This is a genomic window from Symbiopectobacterium sp. RP, from assembly GCF_050472005.1.
Lineage (GTDB): Bacteria > Pseudomonadota > Gammaproteobacteria > Enterobacterales > Enterobacteriaceae > Symbiopectobacterium.
The window spans coordinates 832799-849843 of the sequence record NZ_JBGOGS010000001.1 but is presented as its reverse complement, the minus strand read 5'-3'; the positions used below and the strand labels follow the sequence as shown (position 1 = coordinate 849843).

15 protein-coding genes and 9 pseudogenes are annotated in these 17045 nt (G+C 48.8%); 16 read left to right on the top strand and 8 right to left on the bottom strand.

What is annotated here, in order from left to right; all coding sequences use genetic code 11:
• Positions 1-69: 69 nt before the first annotated feature.
• From ACD630_RS05515 to ACD630_RS05500, 4 genes and pseudogenes are all read left to right on the top strand, one after another.
• Positions 70-621: pseudogene (locus tag ACD630_RS05515) on the top strand (helix-turn-helix domain-containing protein); the annotation flags it as partial.
• Positions 622-655: 34 nt separating this feature from the next.
• On the top strand, positions 656-1123 hold the full coding sequence (locus ACD630_RS05510) for an IS630 transposase-related protein (RefSeq protein ID WP_430358365.1): 468 nt from the start codon (positions 656-658) through the stop codon (positions 1121-1123).
• Positions 1036-1368, top strand: a pseudogene (locus ACD630_RS05505) (IS630 family transposase); the annotation flags it as partial. The gene ACD630_RS05510 and the pseudogene ACD630_RS05505, both read left to right, overlap by 88 nt.
• A gap of 32 nt (positions 1369-1400) precedes the next feature.
• Positions 1401-1553, top strand: coding sequence for a hypothetical protein (locus ACD630_RS05500; RefSeq protein ID WP_430358364.1), 153 nt, complete (start codon positions 1401-1403; stop codon positions 1551-1553).
• Here the strand turns inward: ACD630_RS05500 and ACD630_RS05495 are convergent.
• Positions 1543-1671 (bottom strand): hypothetical protein, encoded by a 129-nt coding sequence (locus ACD630_RS05495; RefSeq protein WP_430358363.1) that lies wholly within the window; start codon positions 1669-1671, stop codon positions 1543-1545. The genes ACD630_RS05500 and ACD630_RS05495 overlap by 11 nt on opposite strands.
• Before the next feature lie 11 nt (positions 1672-1682).
• Between ACD630_RS05495 and ACD630_RS05490 the strand changes: the two genes are divergently transcribed.
• Complete coding sequence (locus ACD630_RS05490) at positions 1683-2018, top strand: hypothetical protein (protein ID WP_430358362.1); 336 nt, start codon at positions 1683-1685, stop codon at positions 2016-2018.
• On the opposite strand, the gene ACD630_RS05485 is transcribed toward ACD630_RS05490, so the two are convergent.
• The gene (locus tag ACD630_RS05485; RefSeq protein WP_430358361.1) at positions 2015-3469 is read right to left on the bottom strand and encodes a DASS family sodium-coupled anion symporter; all 1455 of its coding nucleotides are present in this window, start codon (positions 3467-3469) and stop codon (positions 2015-2017) included. The genes ACD630_RS05490 and ACD630_RS05485 overlap by 4 nt on opposite strands.
• 660 nt (positions 3470-4129) lie before the next feature.
• On the opposite strand from ACD630_RS05485, the gene ACD630_RS05480 reads away from it, so the two are divergent.
• The 3 genes and pseudogenes from ACD630_RS05480 to ACD630_RS05470 form a co-directional block, all read left to right on the top strand.
• Positions 4130-4597: an IS630 transposase-related protein gene (locus ACD630_RS05480; protein WP_430358360.1), complete on the top strand. Its 468-nt coding sequence runs from the start codon at positions 4130-4132 to the stop codon at positions 4595-4597.
• On the top strand, positions 4510-4950 hold the full coding sequence (locus ACD630_RS05475; RefSeq protein WP_430359913.1) for an IS630 family transposase: 441 nt from the start codon (positions 4510-4512) through the stop codon (positions 4948-4950). The genes ACD630_RS05480 and ACD630_RS05475 overlap by 88 nt, the downstream gene beginning before the upstream one ends.
• Before the next feature lie 22 nt (positions 4951-4972).
• Positions 4973-5152 (top strand): annotated as a pseudogene (locus ACD630_RS05470) (secretion protein HlyD); the annotation flags it as partial.
• Between the two features lie 36 nt (positions 5153-5188).
• On the opposite strand, the gene uxuA reads toward ACD630_RS05470, so the two are convergent.
• Positions 5189-6379: a mannonate dehydratase gene (gene uxuA / locus ACD630_RS05465; protein WP_430358359.1), complete on the bottom strand. Its 1191-nt coding sequence runs from the start codon at positions 6377-6379 to the stop codon at positions 5189-5191.
• A 402-nt stretch (positions 6380-6781) separates the two neighbouring features.
• Between uxuA and ACD630_RS05460 the strand changes: the two genes are divergently transcribed.
• Entirely contained in the window at positions 6782-8266 is a 1485-nt protein-coding gene (locus ACD630_RS05460) for a mannitol dehydrogenase family protein (RefSeq protein ID WP_430358358.1), read from the top strand.
• 107 nt (positions 8267-8373) lie between these two features.
• Here ACD630_RS05460 and ACD630_RS05455 read toward each other — a convergent pair whose 3' ends face one another.
• Entirely contained in the window at positions 8374-9105 is a 732-nt protein-coding gene (locus tag ACD630_RS05455) for an FCD domain-containing protein (RefSeq protein WP_430358357.1), read from the bottom strand.
• Positions 9106-9226: 121 nt separating this feature from the next.
• Here ACD630_RS05455 and ACD630_RS05450 point away from each other — a divergent pair, with 121 nt between their 5' ends.
• Positions 9227-9370 (top strand): hypothetical protein, encoded by a 144-nt coding sequence (locus ACD630_RS05450; RefSeq protein ID WP_430358356.1) that lies wholly within the window; start codon positions 9227-9229, stop codon positions 9368-9370.
• Here ACD630_RS05450 and ACD630_RS05445 read toward each other — a convergent pair.
• Positions 9367-9564, bottom strand: a complete 198-nt coding sequence (locus ACD630_RS05445) for a hypothetical protein (RefSeq protein ID WP_430358355.1) — start codon at positions 9562-9564, stop codon at positions 9367-9369. The two genes, ACD630_RS05450 and ACD630_RS05445, sit on opposite strands and share 4 nt — an antisense overlap.
• A 1021-nt stretch (positions 9565-10585) precedes the next feature.
• Here ACD630_RS05445 and uvrY point away from each other — a divergent pair.
• The 4 genes and pseudogenes from uvrY to ACD630_RS05425 form a co-directional block, all read left to right on the top strand.
• On the top strand, positions 10586-11242 hold the full coding sequence (gene uvrY, locus ACD630_RS05440; protein ID WP_430358354.1) for a UvrY/SirA/GacA family response regulator transcription factor: 657 nt from the start codon (positions 10586-10588) through the stop codon (positions 11240-11242).
• A gap of 117 nt (positions 11243-11359) precedes the next feature.
• Positions 11360-12604 (top strand): annotated as a pseudogene (locus tag ACD630_RS05435) (IS256 family transposase).
• A gap of 43 nt (positions 12605-12647) precedes the next feature.
• Entirely contained in the window at positions 12648-14480 is a 1833-nt protein-coding gene (uvrC, locus tag ACD630_RS05430) for an excinuclease ABC subunit UvrC (RefSeq protein WP_430358353.1), read from the top strand.
• A 127-nt stretch (positions 14481-14607) separates the two neighbouring features.
• Positions 14608-14799, top strand: a pseudogene (locus ACD630_RS05425) (IS256 family transposase); the annotation flags it as partial.
• Between the two features lie 155 nt (positions 14800-14954).
• On the opposite strand, the pseudogene ACD630_RS05420 reads toward ACD630_RS05425, so the two are convergent.
• Both ACD630_RS05420 and ACD630_RS05415 read right to left on the bottom strand, forming a co-directional pair.
• Positions 14955-15098, bottom strand: a pseudogene (locus ACD630_RS05420) (hypothetical protein); the annotation flags it as partial.
• Positions 15098-15919, bottom strand: a complete 822-nt coding sequence (locus ACD630_RS05415) for an IS630 family transposase (protein ID WP_430358352.1) — start codon at positions 15917-15919, stop codon at positions 15098-15100. The gene ACD630_RS05415 and the pseudogene ACD630_RS05420, both read right to left, overlap by 1 nt.
• A 36-nt stretch (positions 15920-15955) precedes the next feature.
• Here ACD630_RS05415 and ACD630_RS05410 point away from each other — a divergent pair.
• Positions 15956-16300, top strand: a pseudogene (locus ACD630_RS05410) (transposase); the annotation flags it as partial.
• Between the two features lie 106 nt (positions 16301-16406).
• Here the strand turns inward: ACD630_RS05410 and ACD630_RS05405 are convergent.
• Positions 16407-16478: pseudogene (locus tag ACD630_RS05405) on the bottom strand (hypothetical protein); the annotation flags it as partial.
• A gap of 254 nt (positions 16479-16732) precedes the next feature.
• Between ACD630_RS05405 and ACD630_RS05400 the strand changes: the two are divergent.
• Positions 16733-17029: pseudogene (locus ACD630_RS05400) on the top strand (DedA family protein); the annotation flags it as partial.
• Between the last annotated feature and the right edge of the window lie 16 nt (positions 17030-17045).

The following is a 17045-nucleotide window of genomic DNA, read 5'->3' as shown; positions in this document are numbered from 1 at the left end:
TTGAAAGGTTGAGAGTTACCGGTTTTGATATGGGTGTCTAATCCTTAAACAAAACGCGAGGTAACTCTCATGCTTCATACTAACAATCCCATTATCAAACACAAAGCCGGCCTGCTCAATCTCGCCGAAGAACTCGGTAACGTATCAAAAGCCTGCAAGAGCATGGGCGTGTCACGCGATACATTTTACCGTTATCAGGAACTGGCTGCTGAAGGCGGCATTGATGCGCTGGTTAACCAGAACCGCCGGGTTCCGAACCTGAAGAACCGCGCCGACGAAACCACTGAACGCACGGTTGTTGATTATGCTATTGAGTTCCCGCCCCATGGGCAGCACCGGACCAGTAATGAGCTGCGTAAAAAAGGCGTGTTTATCTCCGGCAGCGGCGTGCGCTCCATCTGGCAACGACACGACCTGGAGAACTTCCGTAAACGCCTGAAGGCGCTTGAGGAAAAGGTCGCCAGAGAAGGCATTGTCCTTACCGACGCTCAAATCGCAGCCCTGGAGAAGAAGGCGCACGATGATGAGGCATGCGGTGAAATCGAGACGGCACATCCCGGGTATCTGGGCTCGCAGGACACCTTCTACGTGGGCAATCTGAAGGGGGTGGGCCGTATCTATAGCTAAACGACTTAATTTTGATTGCATTATTTAAATGAGCTATTCAATTGATTTTAGAGGTAAAGTGATATCTACACGGGAAGAAGAAGGGTTGAGTATCCGAGAAACAGCGAAGCAATTTCGGATTGGCCCTGCCTCTGTATCGCGTTGGATTAATCAAATAGCGTCAAAAGCATCGACCACGCGTCAGCGAAAGATCGATAAATCCGAGTTGATAAAAGATGTTGAACCATATCCAGATGCTTACCAAAAAGAACGTGCAGAGCGTTTTGGCGTTTGTCAGAAGGCCATTTGGCAAGCTCTTAAAAAGCTGGGATTGACCTATAAAAAAACGCTACGTCATCCGAAAGCCGACGAAAGCGCCCGGCAAGCATTTCAACAAAAAATACAACAGTATGAAAAAAAGGCAAACCTATTGTTTTTATTGATGAAAGTGGTTTTCCACACGATACCCCACGGACTCATGGCTATTCCCCAAAAGGTCAACGGTGTTTTGGCCTGAAGAACGGGGGAGCCAAGGGAAGAACAAATGTTATCGGCGCTTTATTAGGCACAACGCTGTTTGCTATCGGATTATTTGATATCAATATTAACAGCGATGTTTTCTATTCCTGGGTCACACAAGTCCTTATCCCAGTACTCCCTAAAAACAGGGTAATCGTGATGGACAATGCAACTTTTCACAAAAAACATAATATTCAACAAGTCATCATCGATGCAGGGTATATGGTGGAGTATTTGCCTACATATTCGCCAGATCTTAACCCCATTGAGCATAAATGGGCACAAGCAAAAAGCAAAAAAAGAGAGAGTGGTTGCGATACAGAGATTTTGTTCTCAGTCCATATGGTGTAATCAAAATTAAGTCGGTTGGCTATATGAACAGCGCACACTGCTGCACATCACCGGTGGATGCTTATTTTACGGGATAAGTTCAGTGAGCGATCGCCGACCCGATCTCGCCAGCCGATGGTTATAGCTAAGCGACATTATTTTGATAACAATTAGCTGTATTTTTTTGCCACATATCAGGACATTGACTGTAATCATTTTTAAGTCGGTTGGCTATAGTGAAACTCAAGTCAGAGTTGGTTGATGGCGGGAGGATTATTTTTGTCGGAGGCATAGATTGCGCCTCGGACATGGCGTTTAGCTTGAGCATTCATCAAACCGATGACGAGGAGCACAAACCTCTACAAGAACTGCTTACCCTGCCGGGAACTGAGATTATGATGGCGGTCGCGCTGGGTTTAACGATTCATCCCAACGGGGAGGTTGCCTTGGATGTGGCGGGTAGCCGGGGTGAACTCAACCAACAGGAATGCTCCTCAATATTACGCGATGAGGTATGGAGCTGTTCCCTGCCACACAACGCGGCAGGGAGGCAATTCAACTAATAAAGTCCGACGACTTTCCACCACAGCAATCCTGCGGTCATAAATACCGCCTGATTCACCAGACTGATAATAAAGCCGGAGCGCCACCACACGGCGGTAGGCACATAACCTGCGCCGAACAGTATCGGGCCGCGCGCATGGGTATATTGCGTCAGAGAGCAGTACAGGCTGCTGGTGAATGCCAGCATCAGCGCCATAGGCACGGGCGGAATACCTAAATTGATCCCCACACTGAGAAATACGGCATAGAGCGCGGCAATCTGCGCATTGCCGCTGGCAAAGAAATAGTGGGTATAAAAGTAGGCGGCGTTCAGCAGCAGTAACACCAGAACCCAACTGGTTCCGGCCATCAAATGACCGACGCTGCTGCCAATCAGATCGCCAAACCAAGTGGTGAAGCCCAGCTTTTTAAGCTGGTTGGCCATCATCAGCAGTGCTGCGAACCAGATCAACGTATCCCAGGCCCCTTTTTCGCTTTTGATGTCCTCCCAGCGCAGTACGCCGCTCAACAGCAGGAAAGAGAGGCCCACAAAGGACGCCGTGGTCGCGTCTACGCCCAACGTGTCGCCAAAAATCCACAGTACCAACAGCAGCAGCACGGTAAAGGCCATCAGCCATTCACCACGCGCCATCGGTCCCATTTTTTCCAGTTCACTTATCGCCAGTTTAGGTGCATCAGGCGTGTGGCGGATTTCCGGCTTGGTCAGCCACAGCACCAGCGGTGGAACCATCATCAGGGAGATTATGCATGGCACCACGGCGGCCAGAAACCAACTGCCCCAGGTAATGTGCACGCCGGCATTGGCAGCCAGTTTTACGGCCAGCAGGTTGCCGGTATAGGCAGTCATAAACAGCGCGGCGGTAATATCGTTGACGTTGCCGATGCAAACCACCAGAAACGTCCCGATCTTACTGCGCGAGGCATCTTCCGGCTTAGAGTCGAAACTGCGTGCCAGTGAGTCAGCAATTGGATAGATCACACCGCCGCAGCGTGCCGTATTGCTTGGCATGGCGGGTGACAACACCAGATCGGCGAAGGCCAGGCCGTAGGCCAGCCCCAGCGTCCTCTTTCCCAGCAGACGGATCATCTGTAATGCGATGCGTCGGCCTAGTCCGGTTTTGATAAAGCCGCGTGCGATCATAAATGCCACGACGATCAGCCAAATCAGGGAGCTGTTCAGATCGCTTAACGCGGTTTGAATAGCGCCGCTGGCGCTGGTATCGCCTGCGGCGGCCGTCAGCGCAAACAGCGTCATGCTGATGATGCCGATGGCACCAATGGGAAGCACGTTAGCCACAATAGAGACAATGGTGGCGACAAAAATCACTGCGGAATGCCAGGCGGGAGCGCTGAGGCCGGTTGGTGGGGACTGGTGCCAGAAAAAGGTGGCGATAAGCAGAATAATCGCCAAAGCAAGACAATTCAGGCCATACGACGTTTTGGTCTTCATCCGTTTTCCTTACAACTTGATAGGTATCTGGAAGGAGGAACTTTAATCAGTGTAATCCCTAAGGGTTGCAAGGTTATCAGCGATCATAGTCGCACTGCTATAAAACGCGGGATGAAAATGACACGCTTATTGATTTGAATCGGTTTTTATAAATATTGTTAGTTAAATAATTATCTGAAGTGCGTCACATTTTAAGTGTGACAAAATATGACAAAAGCAGATGCCGTGCGGGGCGAGTAAAAAAAGCGCGAAATTCCTGAATAGGGTCTTGTTAACCAGCGTGCAAATGATTTTTTTATTTATTTAACATACCCACCCACGCGCTTTCGCGCGCGGGTGGGTAGACAGGTTACGGCTTCTCTTTATCCAACGATTTTCCTGACCAGTATAGCTAAACGACTTAATTTTGATCACATTATTTAAATGAGCTATTCAATTAATTTTAGACGTAAAGTGATATAGCCAAGCGACATTATTTTGATAACAATTAGCTGTATTTTTTTGCCACATATCAGGGCATTGGCTGTAATCATTTTTAAGTCGGTTGGCTATATGGCGATCTCAACGGCGAAGTAGAAAGCGTTTCACCAGATACGTTGCAAGATGAAGTACGGCGCGATCAGTATAGCTAAACAACTTAATTTTGATTACATTATTTAAATGAGCTATTTAATTGATTTTAGACGTAAAGTGGTATCTACACGGGAAGAAGAAGGGTTGAGTATCCGAGAAACAGCGAAGCAATTTCGGATTGCCCCTGCCTCTGTATCGCGTTGGATTAATCAAATAGCGTCAAAAGCATCGACCACGCCTCAGCGAAAGATCGATAAATCCGAGTTGATAAAAGATGTTGAACCATATCCAGATGCTTACCAAAAAGAACGTGCAGAGCGTTTTGGCGTTTGTCAGAAGGCCATTTGGCAAGCTCTTAAAAAGCTGGGATTGACCTATAAAAAAACGCTACGTCATCCGAAAGCCGACGAAAGCGCCCGGCAAGCATTTCAACAAAAAATACAACAGTATGAAAAAAAGGCAAACCTATTGTTTTTATTGATGAAAGTGGTTTTCCACACGATACCCCACGGACTCATGGCTATTCCCCAAAAGGTCAACGGTGTTTTGGCCTGAAGAACTGGGGAGCCAAGGGAAGAACAAATGTTATCGGCGCGTTATTAGGCACAACGCTGTTTGCTATCGGATTATTTGATATCAATATTAACAGCGATGTTTTCTATTCCTGGGTCACACAAGTCCTTATCCCAGTACTCCCTAAAAACAGGGTAATCGTGATGGACAATGCAACTTTTCACAAAAAACATAATATTCAACAAGTCATCATCGATGCAGGGTATATGGTGGAGTATTTGCCTACATATTCGCCAGATCTTAACCCCATTGAGCATAAATGGGCACAAGCAAAAAGCAAAAAAAGAGAGAGTGGTTGCGATACAGAGATTTTGTTCTCAGTCCATATGGTGTAATCAAAATTAAGTCGCTTGGCTATATTATTACTGGGTTTATGTGCGCACGCTGGAGAGTGGGTTGACCAATAAAAACGGCGACCGGTTTGCCATTGTTCCCGGCATGATGGCCAATGTGGAGATTAAAACCGGGCAAAAAAGCGTACTCTATTACTTAATCAAGCCACTGAATAAAGTGAATGAGGCGCTGCGTGAACGCTAGCGCCTCTTGAGCGTATTGCTACGTGAAGCTGCAGTATTACAGCAGTTCAGGGAAGAATACTTGCTTGAGCGCCAGCTCTACGCCGCGCACTTCCGCCAGCCCTTTCAGACGGCCAATAGCCGAATAACCGGGATTGGTTTTCTTCTTCAGATCGTCGAGCATCTGGTGACCGTGGTCAGGACGCATCGGAATCGGACGCAGATCGCCCGCCGCTTTACGGCGTGATTCTTCCGTCAGTATCGCTTTCACCACTGCCAGCATATTCACGTCGCCGCCCAGATGCGCCGCTTCGTGGAAGGTTTTCGGGTTCTGCTCGCGACAGGTCGCACGCAGGTGGGTGAAGTGGATGCGATCGCCAAAGGTTTCGATCATCTTGACCAGATCGTTATCCGCACGCACACCGTAAGAGCCGGTGCACATGGTGAAACCGTTGTGGATAGTATCCACGGTATCCTTCATCCATTGCATATCTTCAATGGTGGACACCACGCGTGGCAACCCCAGAATCGGACGCGGCGGATCGTCCGGGTGGATCGCCATGCGGATACCTGCTTCTTCGGCAACCGGCACGATTTGCTTAAGGAAGTAGCCAAGGTGTTCACGCAGCTTGCTATGGTCAATGCCGTCATATTCCGCCAGACGCGCACGGAACTGCTCGAGAGTATAACCTTCTTCCGCCCCAGGCAGACCGGCGATGATATTGCCGGTCAAACGCGCGATATCCGCTTCGGTCATGGCTTCAAAGTAAGCGGCGGCCTGCACCTGCTCTTCTTCGGTGTAATCGTTCTTTGCACCCTCACGTTTGAGAATATGCAATTCAAACGCCGCAAAAGCGATTTGATCAAAGCGCAGCGCTTTGGAGCCGTCCGGCAGTTGGTATTCCAGGTCGGTACGCGTCCAGTCCAGAATCGGCATAAAGTTGTAGCACACGGTGTCGATGCCGCACTGCGCCAGATTGCGCAGTGACTGCTGGTAGTTAGCAATATAGTGCTGATAGCGACCGGTTTGCGTTTTGATATCTTCATGGATCGGTACACTCTCGACCACCGACCACACCAGACCTTTGGCTTTCAATTCGGCTTTACGCTTTTCGATCTCTTCAACTGCCCAGACTTCGCCATTCGCAATGTGGTGCAACGCGGTCACCACACCCGTCGCCCCAGCCTGACGGACATCGTCCAGAGAGACAGGATCGTTCGGGCCATACCAACGCCAAGTTTGTTCCATCTTTATTACCCTTAATCAATAACTTGTAAAATCATCGCTTGCGCTGTTCCCGGTCCACGGCAATCGCTACGGGACGATAGGTCATCAATCTCATCAACCAAAGCGGTAAACAGGCCGACCAATTTTGTTTATCATTCCAATGACAGCCTACACCAGCCAGTGAAAAGCACCAACAAGAAAACAAAATAGGTTGACCAATATCACCAAAATAATGCTTTTTGGACAAATAAATTGGCTTTTTACGTGGAAACAAGTACAATTTTGTCGTGAAACTTTATACCAAAGCGTCTTTTTACATTATTTGGTCAGGCCAATTTTCACCTTGCTCTTCTATAATCTCCACCGTCAAGGGCGAGTGAACGCGCTAGCGCATGATGGCCTACCGTACTCAGGGATATTGTTATGACAACGTCGACCACCGCAACGCATTACGCCACCCTTGCCAACACACCGCTACCAGAGGCCGTACTCCAACCCCAGTACGATCGTAATGCACTCACAAGCCGCATGGTGCACATCGGCTTTGGGGCGTTTCACCGTGCGCATCAGGCACTGCTTACCGACCGCGTTCTGAGTCAGCAAGGCGGTGACTGGGGATACTGTGAAGTGATCTTGTTTGGCGGTGAAAGGCTGATTAGCCAACTGCGTGAGCAGGACCACCGCTATACCGTGCTGGAAAAAGAGGCAGAAGGCAGTCAGGCCATCGTTATCGGTTCGGTCCACGAATCGCTGCATGCACGTCTGGAAGGTATCTACGCCGTGGTGGAAAAACTGGCAGAGCCACAAGTTAACATTGTTTCCTTGACGGTTACCGAGAAAGGCTACTGCATCGATCGTACCAGCGGCAGCGTAGACATCAATAACCCGCTGATCAAGCAAGATTTGGAATTGCCGACCGCGCCTGCTTCTGCACCGGGTCTGCTGGTAGAAGCACTGCGTGTGCGTCGTGAGCGTGGTCTGAAACCGTTTACCGTGCTTTCTTGCGATAACATGCCGGAAAACGGCAACGTGGTGAAACGCGCGGTGCTGGAGCTGGCACAGCTGCGCAGCCCAGAGCTGGCGGAATGGATCGCGGCCAATGTCACTTTCCCCAACACCATGGTGGACCGCATCGTACCTGCCGCCACGCCGGAAACGCTGGCTGAAGTGGAGCAGGCCATTGGCATCACCGATCCTGTAGGCATCGCTTGCGAACCCTTCATTCAATGGGTGGTGGAAGACAACTTTGTTGCGGGGCGCCCACAATGGGAAGTGGCTGGCGCACAGCTGGTGGATGACGTTCTGCCGTTCGAAGAGATGAAGCTGCGCATGCTCAACGGTAGCCACTCCTTCCTGGCTTATCTTGGGTATCTGGCCGGTTACGAACATATTAATGACTGTATGGCGGATGCCCATTACCGTCGTGCGACTCAACGCTTGATGCTGGAAGAACAGGCACCGACGCTGCACGTTAACGAAGATTTACCAGGCTATGCCGCACAGTTGATTGCCCGTTTCACCAACCCGGCGCTGAAACACCACACCTGGCAAATCGCCATGGACGGCACGCAGAAGCTGCCGCAGCGTATGGTGGAATCCGTGCGCTGGCACCTGCAAAACGGCAGTGATTACAGCTGCCTGACGCTGGGCATCGCCAGTTGGATGCGCTATGTGGGCGGCGTGGATGACGCCGGTCAAACCATCGACGTACGTGATCCGATGGCAACACAACTGCGCGCTGTCGTCGATGCGACACAAGACGGTGCAGCACGCGTGCAGGCCCTGTTAGGGTTAACGGCTATCTTCGGCGACGATCTGGCGAAGAATGAAGAGGTTGTATGCCGCGTGACCAAAGCGTATCTGCTGCTGAGTGAGAAAGGTGCAAAAGCGGCGGTATCAACACTGTAACATCCCCTCGTTGTCGCCGGCACCGGCCGGGGACAACGAACAGAAGAAACGCGTGTAACCTGCAAGAGCATGGGAATCTCTTGCAGGAGACGCAGGAGCTTTTGTGATTACGTTTCCTGCGGCGCAGGCACCGATTCAAACAGATAACCGTCGAACGTCGGATCGTCAACATCCGAAATTTCCAGCAGTTTATGCTTCACATTTTCCAGATGCTGCCACATCTCCTGACGCGCCTGTTTGGCATCGCGGCGGGTCACCGCGCGCAGAATACGCTGGTGGTCATCCAGCAGCTGACGCTGGTAGCTGAAATCTACCGTGTGCGAGTGCAAACCGCGCCACATGGAGCTGCGTTTACGCGCCTGCCACACTTCATAAACCATATTGGCCAGTACGCTGTTTTGCGTTGATTGCGCCAGCAAACAGTGAAACAGCTCGTCCGCGCTCTCGTCTACGCTGCCGTTATCCAGCGCCTGACGCTCCTGATCGATAGCCTGCTTCATCTTGAGAATATCGGTCTTGGTCGCCTGCATCGCTGCAAAGGCTGCCACTTCGCTCTCCAGCAGCTGACGCGCCTGCATCAGTTCAAACGGACCGTAACCGCTGTTTGCATTGCGGTTCTTATCTTCGGTTGGAATCTGAATCACATACACGCCGGAGCCTTTACGCACTTCAATCAGTTTCTCTAGCTCCAGAATGATCAAGGCTTCGCGCACCACACTGCGGCTAACGGAAAAACTTTCTGCGATATCACGCTCGGAAGGAAGACGATCACCCACCTGATATTTGCCATCCAGAATATCTTTCCGAATCTTGTTACCGATGTCTTGATATAATCGCATCTTATTGTTTTTCCTTGACAAACAACGATGACGCAAAATTGGCCTGACCAAAGAATAAAAAATACGCAAATCTGACGCAAGTATAACATGAAGCTGTCACATATAGCCAACCGACATTATTTTGATAACAGCCAGCTATGCTTTTTTGCCGCATATCAGGGCATCTGTTGTAATCATTTTTAAGTCGGTTGACTATAAATTGCCACTAGGTGCGCATTTTAACAAACAACATCCACAGGAGCACAGAGCTCACCAAGTTAGCTAACCGCTTACTACGGCGGTTGACCACCGTTGAAAGCAACGGCAAATCCGTTGCTGAAAAATCCGCCATTCTCTATAGCCAAGCGACTTAATTTTGATTACACCATATGGACTGAGAACAAAATCTTTGTATCGCAACCACTCTCTCTTTTTTTGCTTTTTGCTTGTGCCCGGCTTTGTTGAATAATAGTGAGTCATGCTGTTTTGCCAAGCCAGTTTTGGTAGAAAATGCTTGTCACCTCAGGTTTACAGTTTTCTTATGAGGCCTAACTGCATGATTTTGCGTTGCGAGGATCTGTCGTTTCACCGGGGGTGCAGCATAAAATATGTTTATTCAACAAAGCCATTTGCCAGTAGAAAAATCTACGTTGCTCATGCGCTCTCCTTAACAAGCACAATATTATGGAACGCCTTATTCTGTACTGAGCATGATGGCTCATTCTCGCAGTGGGGCATTAGAATGCGCGTGAGTATAACACAGTGCGTTACGCGGTGGTGTCGGATTGATTAAGCCAAGGAGGTAATGATGTTTTTCTGTTCGTAATGCAACTTTTTTATCTTTTTTAACTACCAAGGCTCGCATTATGTATTGTGAATGTTGCGAGTGATACCTTTCATTTCAATTGTATCTGTCATCTTATCGACATCTAGTTGAGAATAAGGAATGACAGCGCGATGAAAAGAAAATGTAAAAGCTGTTTAAATTAACACATGTGCGATTTTTTATTGCCATGTATAGCAAGAGTCCAATACCAAGCCAATGAACACGGCGTGCTCAATCCACTGAATAACGAATAAAACCAATCTCTTACCGCGGTAACATCAAATTTATGTGGCATGGCTGTGACTGATGTGTATCATGATGTTTTAGGTATTTTGTTGCTCTGATTCAGCGACACTGTGTTATTGTTGCTATATACGTCGATATACCCGTCATACTTCACGTTGCACGCGCGGTCGCTACGTTTGTTGCTTCCAATCACTGACTTTAGAAAGTGTCAGGATTAATGAACTTTGTTTCTGACGTTCACCTTTCGGCCAAGTGCAGAGGTGCTCGAATGTGTAACAAACGTTTTTTCTCGTTTGTTGCTGCCCTGCAGCGTGAATTATTTAGCATGTAAGTGTGAAATGTCGCTGTTTTATAATTTTCTCAAAAAATTGTCGCTTCCATCTGCGGTTGCGTGGTGTTCAGCGTTACACCCTTTTCGGAGAATAATTTTTGATTAGCGTTTTTCTTGTAGATGACCATGAACTGGTGCGAACAGGGATAAGGCACATTCTCGACGACACCAAAGGGTTAAAGGTGGTTGGCGAGGCGCACTGTGGTGAAGATGCGGTTAAGTGGTGCCGTCAGCATCCCGTTGATGTCGTCTTGATGGACATGAACATGCCTGGGATCGGCGGGCTGGAAGCCACGCGCAAGATAGCGCGTTTTGCGCCTGCAATTAAAATTATCATGCTAACCATTTACACCGAGAATCCATTACCTGCTAAAGTCATGCAAGCTGGCGCTGCGGGTTACCTCAGTAAGGGGGCAGCGCCGCAGGAAGTGATTTGTGCCATTCGCGCGGTGCATGCGGGCAGTCGTTACATTGCTTCTGATATTGCACAACGTATGGCATTGAGTCAATTGGCTCCGCACACCGAAACCCCGTTGGCGTGTTTGTCTGAACGTGAATTACAAATTATGATGATGATCACTCAGGGGCAAAAGGTCACAGAAATTTCCGAACGGTTAAACCTGAGTCCGAAAACCGTAAACAGTTACCGTTACCGCATGTTTAGCAAACTGAATGTGAGTGGTGATGTTGAGTTGACACATTTGGCTATCCGCCACGGATTGTTTAACGCGGAGCCGTCCATGAGCAGTGAATAACAGGCAGTGAGCGAAGGTTGAGTTATGCTCATTTCTGGTGTACGGGGTTTCGGGGAGGGTGGTGTATCCTGCTGATTGATTTCGTGGATGATTTCAACAACAGAGAGATGATACCCCATGAAAAAGTCTACCCTACAGGTCTCCGCAGAACCAGATATTGCCGGTGATCCCTTGCATGAACTCATTCGTAATGGTGCCAGGCAGCTGATAGCTGCCGCCGTTGAGGTTGAGCTCGAAGCCATGCTGCACATGCTGAACGCCGCCTTGACAACGGGCGTCATGCTGTCGTTCGTAACGGCTATTTGCCACAGCGAACCATAGACGGGTATTGGGGATGTTGAAATTAAAGTGCTTAAGGTCAGGGAGCGCAGCGGCAACGGAATATGCTTCAACAGCGCGTTGTTGCCGCCTTATCTGAAACGTGCAAAAAGCGTCGAAGAGTTGCTACCATGGCTGTACCTGCGAGGCATATCCACCGGTGATTTTCACGAAGCCCTGAGGGCGCTGCTCGGTGAAAAAGCTAATGCCCTCTCTGCCAGTACCATCAGCAGACTGAAACAGCAATGGCTTGAAGAGCACAGGCAATGGTGCCTGCGTGATTTAAGCGATACGTGCTACGTTTATTTCTGGGCCGATGGCATATACAGCCATGTCAGGCAAGATGATCGCCTTTGCCTGCTGGTCATTATCGGCGTCACTGAGCATGGACGTAAGGAGCTGGTTGCGGTCGAAGATGGTTATCGAGAGTCAGAAGCAAACTGGGCCGAACTTCTTAATGGCCTGCGAGCACGTGGCCTAACCGTATCTCCCAAGCTGGCTACGGGAGACGGTGCCCTTGGTTTTTGGAATGCAATGGCAAAGATATTCCCGGACACGCAGCACCAACGCTGTTGGGTGCACAAAACCGCTAATGTGTTGGCTTCACTCCTCAAAGCCATGCAACCGAAAGTTAAGGCTGAGCTGCGGGAGGTTTGGCTAGCAAAGAGCAGCGATGCCGCTAATGAAGCCTTTGATGTTTTGTTGGCAAGGTTTTCAGCGAAGTATCCTGCAGCGATGAAGAAGCTGGAGAAAGCTCGAGAAGAACTGCTGGCATTCTACGACTTCCCGTTAGAGCACTGGGCGTCAATAAGAACGACAAATCCGATTGAATCGGCTTTTGCGACTGTGAGGCTACGAAGCAGACGCGCGAAGAACGGTGGTTCGAGAGAAACAACCCTGTCAATGGTATTTAAGCTGCTCCAGTCAGCTCAGAAAAGCTGGAACCGACTAAGAGGATTTGACCTGCTGACCCTGGTTGTAAGCAACGTCCAATTTAAGGATGGAGAACAGATTCACGAAGCATCAGAGCGGAACGTAGCCTGATCGCCATCCACCAGATTTGCTAATAACTCGCGAAGGTTAAGCAGTGAGTGAACATTTCGATTCCCCCGCGTTTTTAAAAACTGTCACCAGCCAGCCTGGTGTATACCGTATGTACGATGAGAGCAACACGGTCATCTATGTCGGGAAAGCAAAAGATCTAAAAAAGCGCCTCGCAAGCTATTTTCGCAGCAACGTTGCTAGCCGTAAGACGGAAGCGCTGGTGAAGGCTATTCATCAGATTGATGTCACCATCACCCATACAGAAACCGAAGCGCTGCTGCTTGAACACAACTACATCAAGCTCTATCAGCCGCGCTATAACGTATTGCTGCGTGATGATAAATCGTATCCTATGATCTTTCTCAGTGGCGATACTCACCCGCGATTAGCCGTCCATCGCGGTGCCAAGCACGCCAAAGGGGAATATTTTGGCCCCTTTCCAAACGGCAATGCCGTGCATGAAACGCTGGTATTGCTGCAAAAGCTTTTTCCTATTCGCCAGTGCGAAAACAGTGTGTATCGAAATCGCTCGCGGCCATGTCTTCAGTATCAGATTGGGCGCTGCCTTGGCCCCTGTGTCGCGGGGTTGGTCAGTGAAGAAGGCTACAGTCAGCAGGTAGAATATGTGCGGCTTTTTCTTTCAGGCAAAGATCAGCAGGTGCTCAATCAACTGGTCGCGCGTATGGAAGCGGCCAGCCGTCAGTTGGATTTCGAAGAAGCGGCACGTATACGCGATCAAATTCAGGCGGTGCGCCGCGTCACCGAAAAACAATTTGTTTCGGGTGATGGCGAAGATCTGGACGTGATTGGCGTTTCCTTCGATGCCGGTATGGCCTGTGTGCATGTGCTCTTTATTCGTCAAGGCAAAGTGCTGGGGAGCCGCAGCTATTTCCCCAAAGTACCGGCCGGAACCGAGCTGGCGGAAGTGGTACAGACGTTTGTCGGACAGTTCTATCTGCAAGGCAGTTTGTCGCGCACGCTGCCGAGCGAAATATTGTTGGATTTTGCGTTGCCAGAGAAAGAGGTATTGGCGGAATCACTGTCTGAGGTCGCGGGGCGACGTATTCATATCCAAACCAAACCACGCGGTGATCGTGCCCGTTATTTGAAACTGGCGCGCACCAATGCCTCCACGGCATTAGTAACCAAGCTTTCGCAGCAATCCACTATCCACCAGCGTTTAAAGGCGTTGGCTGAGGTGCTTCATCTGGAAAACATCACGCGTATGGAGTGTTTTGATATCAGCCATACCATGGGGGAGCAGACAGTGGCGTCCTGTGTGGTGTTTGATGCCAATGGGCCGCTGCGTTCGGAGTATCGTCGTTACAACATCAGTGGCATCACGCCAGGGGATGACTACGCGGCCATGAACCAGGTTCTGAAACGTCGCTATGGTAAAGCCTTGGAAGAGAGCAAAATTCCTGACGTGATTGTTATTGATGGCGGAAAGGGCCAATTGGGGCAGGCGCTCGAGGTGTTCGATGAACTGGAAGTGCCGTGGGATAAACGCAAACCGCTGCTGCTCGGCATCGCCAAGGGGACAGAGCGCAAGGCGGGGTTAGAAACGCTGTTTTTCGAAGCGACCGGGGAAGGGATCGCCTTACCGGCGGATTCGCCAGCGCTGCACGTTATTCAGCATATTCGCGATGATTCACACGACCACGCTATCGCCGGGCACCGAAAGAAGCGGGCAAAAGTAAAAAACACCAGTTCGCTGGAACTGATTGAAGGGGTTGGGCCAAAACGTCGGCAAATGTTGCTGAAATACTTGGGGGGAATGCAGCCACTGTTAAATGCAAGCATTGATGATATTGCGAATGTGCCAAGAATTTCGCATGCATTGGCAGAAAAAATCTTTCATGCATTGAAACACTAGGGACAATGTAGCAACCTATCCACCAACCGATACTAGCCAAAGTAGCCAATCCCTAGAGCCTGTACACGAGATTGTGTAATTGCCTGATTTTGATATGTTCAATCCAACATCAAAAGCAGGTTACTTTATGGACGAAAAACAGTTACAGGCTCTGGCTAACGGGCTGGCCAAAAATCTCAAAACCCCTGACGCTCTCAACCAGTTTGATCGCCTGCTGAAAAAGATCTGTGTTGAAGCTGCCCTTAATGCTGAAATGACCCATCACCTCGGGCATGAGAAGCCCCAGTCCAAATCTGGAACTATAGCCAAGCGACATTATTTTGATAACAATTAGCTGTATTTTTTTGCCACATATCAGGGCATTGGCTGTAATCATTTTTAAGTCGGTTGGCTATACTCCCTTAATCTACTAAAAAAACAGCAAATTTTACCGTCTGCGATCCCTATTTCATGCGGCATCAGGATCTTTGAAATTCCTAGGCGTGAACGGGCGCAGCAAAGCATTCTGGCGACATCACTCACGCGCTCGCCCCGGTGCAACATCAGGATGGCGGTCAGCCTGCGGGCGTGATTCTTGTCACGCGTTTTATGGATATAGCAAAGCGACTTAATTTTGATTACACCATATTGACTGAGAACAAAATCTCTGTATCGCAACCACTCTCTCTTTTTTTGCTTTTTGCTTGTGCCCATTTATGCTCAATGGGGTTAAGGTCTGGCGAATATGTAGGCAAATACTCCACCATATACCCTACATCGATGATGACTTGTTGAATATTATGTTTTTTGTGAAAAGTTACATTGTCCATCACGATTACACTGTTTTTAGGGAGTACTGGGATAAGGACTTGTGTGACCCAGGAATAGAAAACATCGCTGTTAATATTGATATCAAATAATCCGATAGCAAACAGCGTTGTGCCTAATAACGCGCCGATAACATTTGTTCTTCCCTTGGCTCCCCCGTTCTTCAGGCCAAAACACCGTTGACCTTTTGGGGAATAGCCGTGAGTCCGTGGGGTATCGTGTGGAAAACCACTTTCATCAATGAAAACAATAGGTTTACCTTCTTTTTCATACTGTTGTATTTTTTGTTGAAATGCTTGCCGGACGCTTTCGTCGACTTTCGGATGACGTAGCGTTTTTTTATAGGTCAATCCCAGCTTTTTAAGAGCTTGCCAAATGGCCTTCTGACAAACGCCAAAACGCTCTGCACGTTCTTTTTGGTAAGCATCTGGATATGGTTCAACATCTTTTATCAACTCGGATTTATCGCTCTTTCGCTGACGCGTGGTCGATGCTTTTGACGCTATTTGATTAATCCAACGCGATACAGAGGCAGGGCCAATCCGAAATTGCTTCGCTGTTTCTCGGATACTCAACCCTTCTTCTTCCCGTGTAGATATCACTTTACGTCTAAAATCAATTGAATAGCTCATTTAAATAATGTAATCAAAATTAAGTCGTTTAGTTATAACACGCGCAATGCCTACTTCACAAAGACTGTTACCACCGGCGATGGTTCGCTGGAACTGCGTACACCACGTGATCGTGATGGTTCCTTTGAACCGCAACTGCTGAAGAAGAACCAGACCCGGCTCACCGGGATGGATAACCAGATTTTATCGTTGTATGCCAAAGGGATGACCACCCGCGAAATTGCCGCTGCGTTCAAAGAGCTGTATGACGCTGATGTTTCACCCGCCCTAGTATCGAAGTTCACCGATGCCGTTATGGAGCAGGTTGTTGAATGGCAAAATCGCCCCCTGGATGCGGTTTATCCCATTGTTTACCTTGACTGTATCGTTCTGAAAGTCCGGTAGGACAGCCGCGTTATAGCCAACCGACTTAAAAATGATTACAGCCAATGCCCTGATATGTGGCAAAAAAATACAGCTAATTGTTATCAAAATAATGTTGCTTGGCTATAGAACCGCGCTGCTTGAGGGCCTTGTTATAAGAGGGCCAGTTGGTGATTTTAAAATTTTGTTTTGCCATGGAGAGCTGATTTTGAAACAACTGTGTTGATCTGCTCCGATGATTACCCAAAAGTTCTATTTATTCAACAAAGCCCCAAAACGCAACAATGCAGGCTCGTCGGGCAAAATGGATTAAGTGGATATATGTGAACATCGGTATGTTCTACTCTAACAGCGCTCACTATGGCGAGCCGGTGTACATAATGACCCTTGCAGTTGGTGTATTTCATCGCCGATGGGCCACGTAGCATGCTGTTGTGTTAGGAATACCGAATGGAATTAATTAAAGAACTTGTTAATGCGCTTTGGCACCAAAATTTCGATATTCTTGCTGACCCCAAACTGGTTTGGACGCTCTATTTTATTCTGTTCATGATCCTGTTTCTGGAAAATGGTCTGTTACCCGCGGCCTTTCTGCCTGGAGACAGTCTGCTGGTATTGGTCGGCGTGCTGGTTGCCAAAGGCACGATGAATTATGCATTCACTATCGCATTGCTGACCACCGCCTCCAGCCTTGGCTGCTGGGTGAGCTATATTCAAGGGAAGTGGCTGGGGAATACCCGGGTAGTATAGCCAAGCGACATTA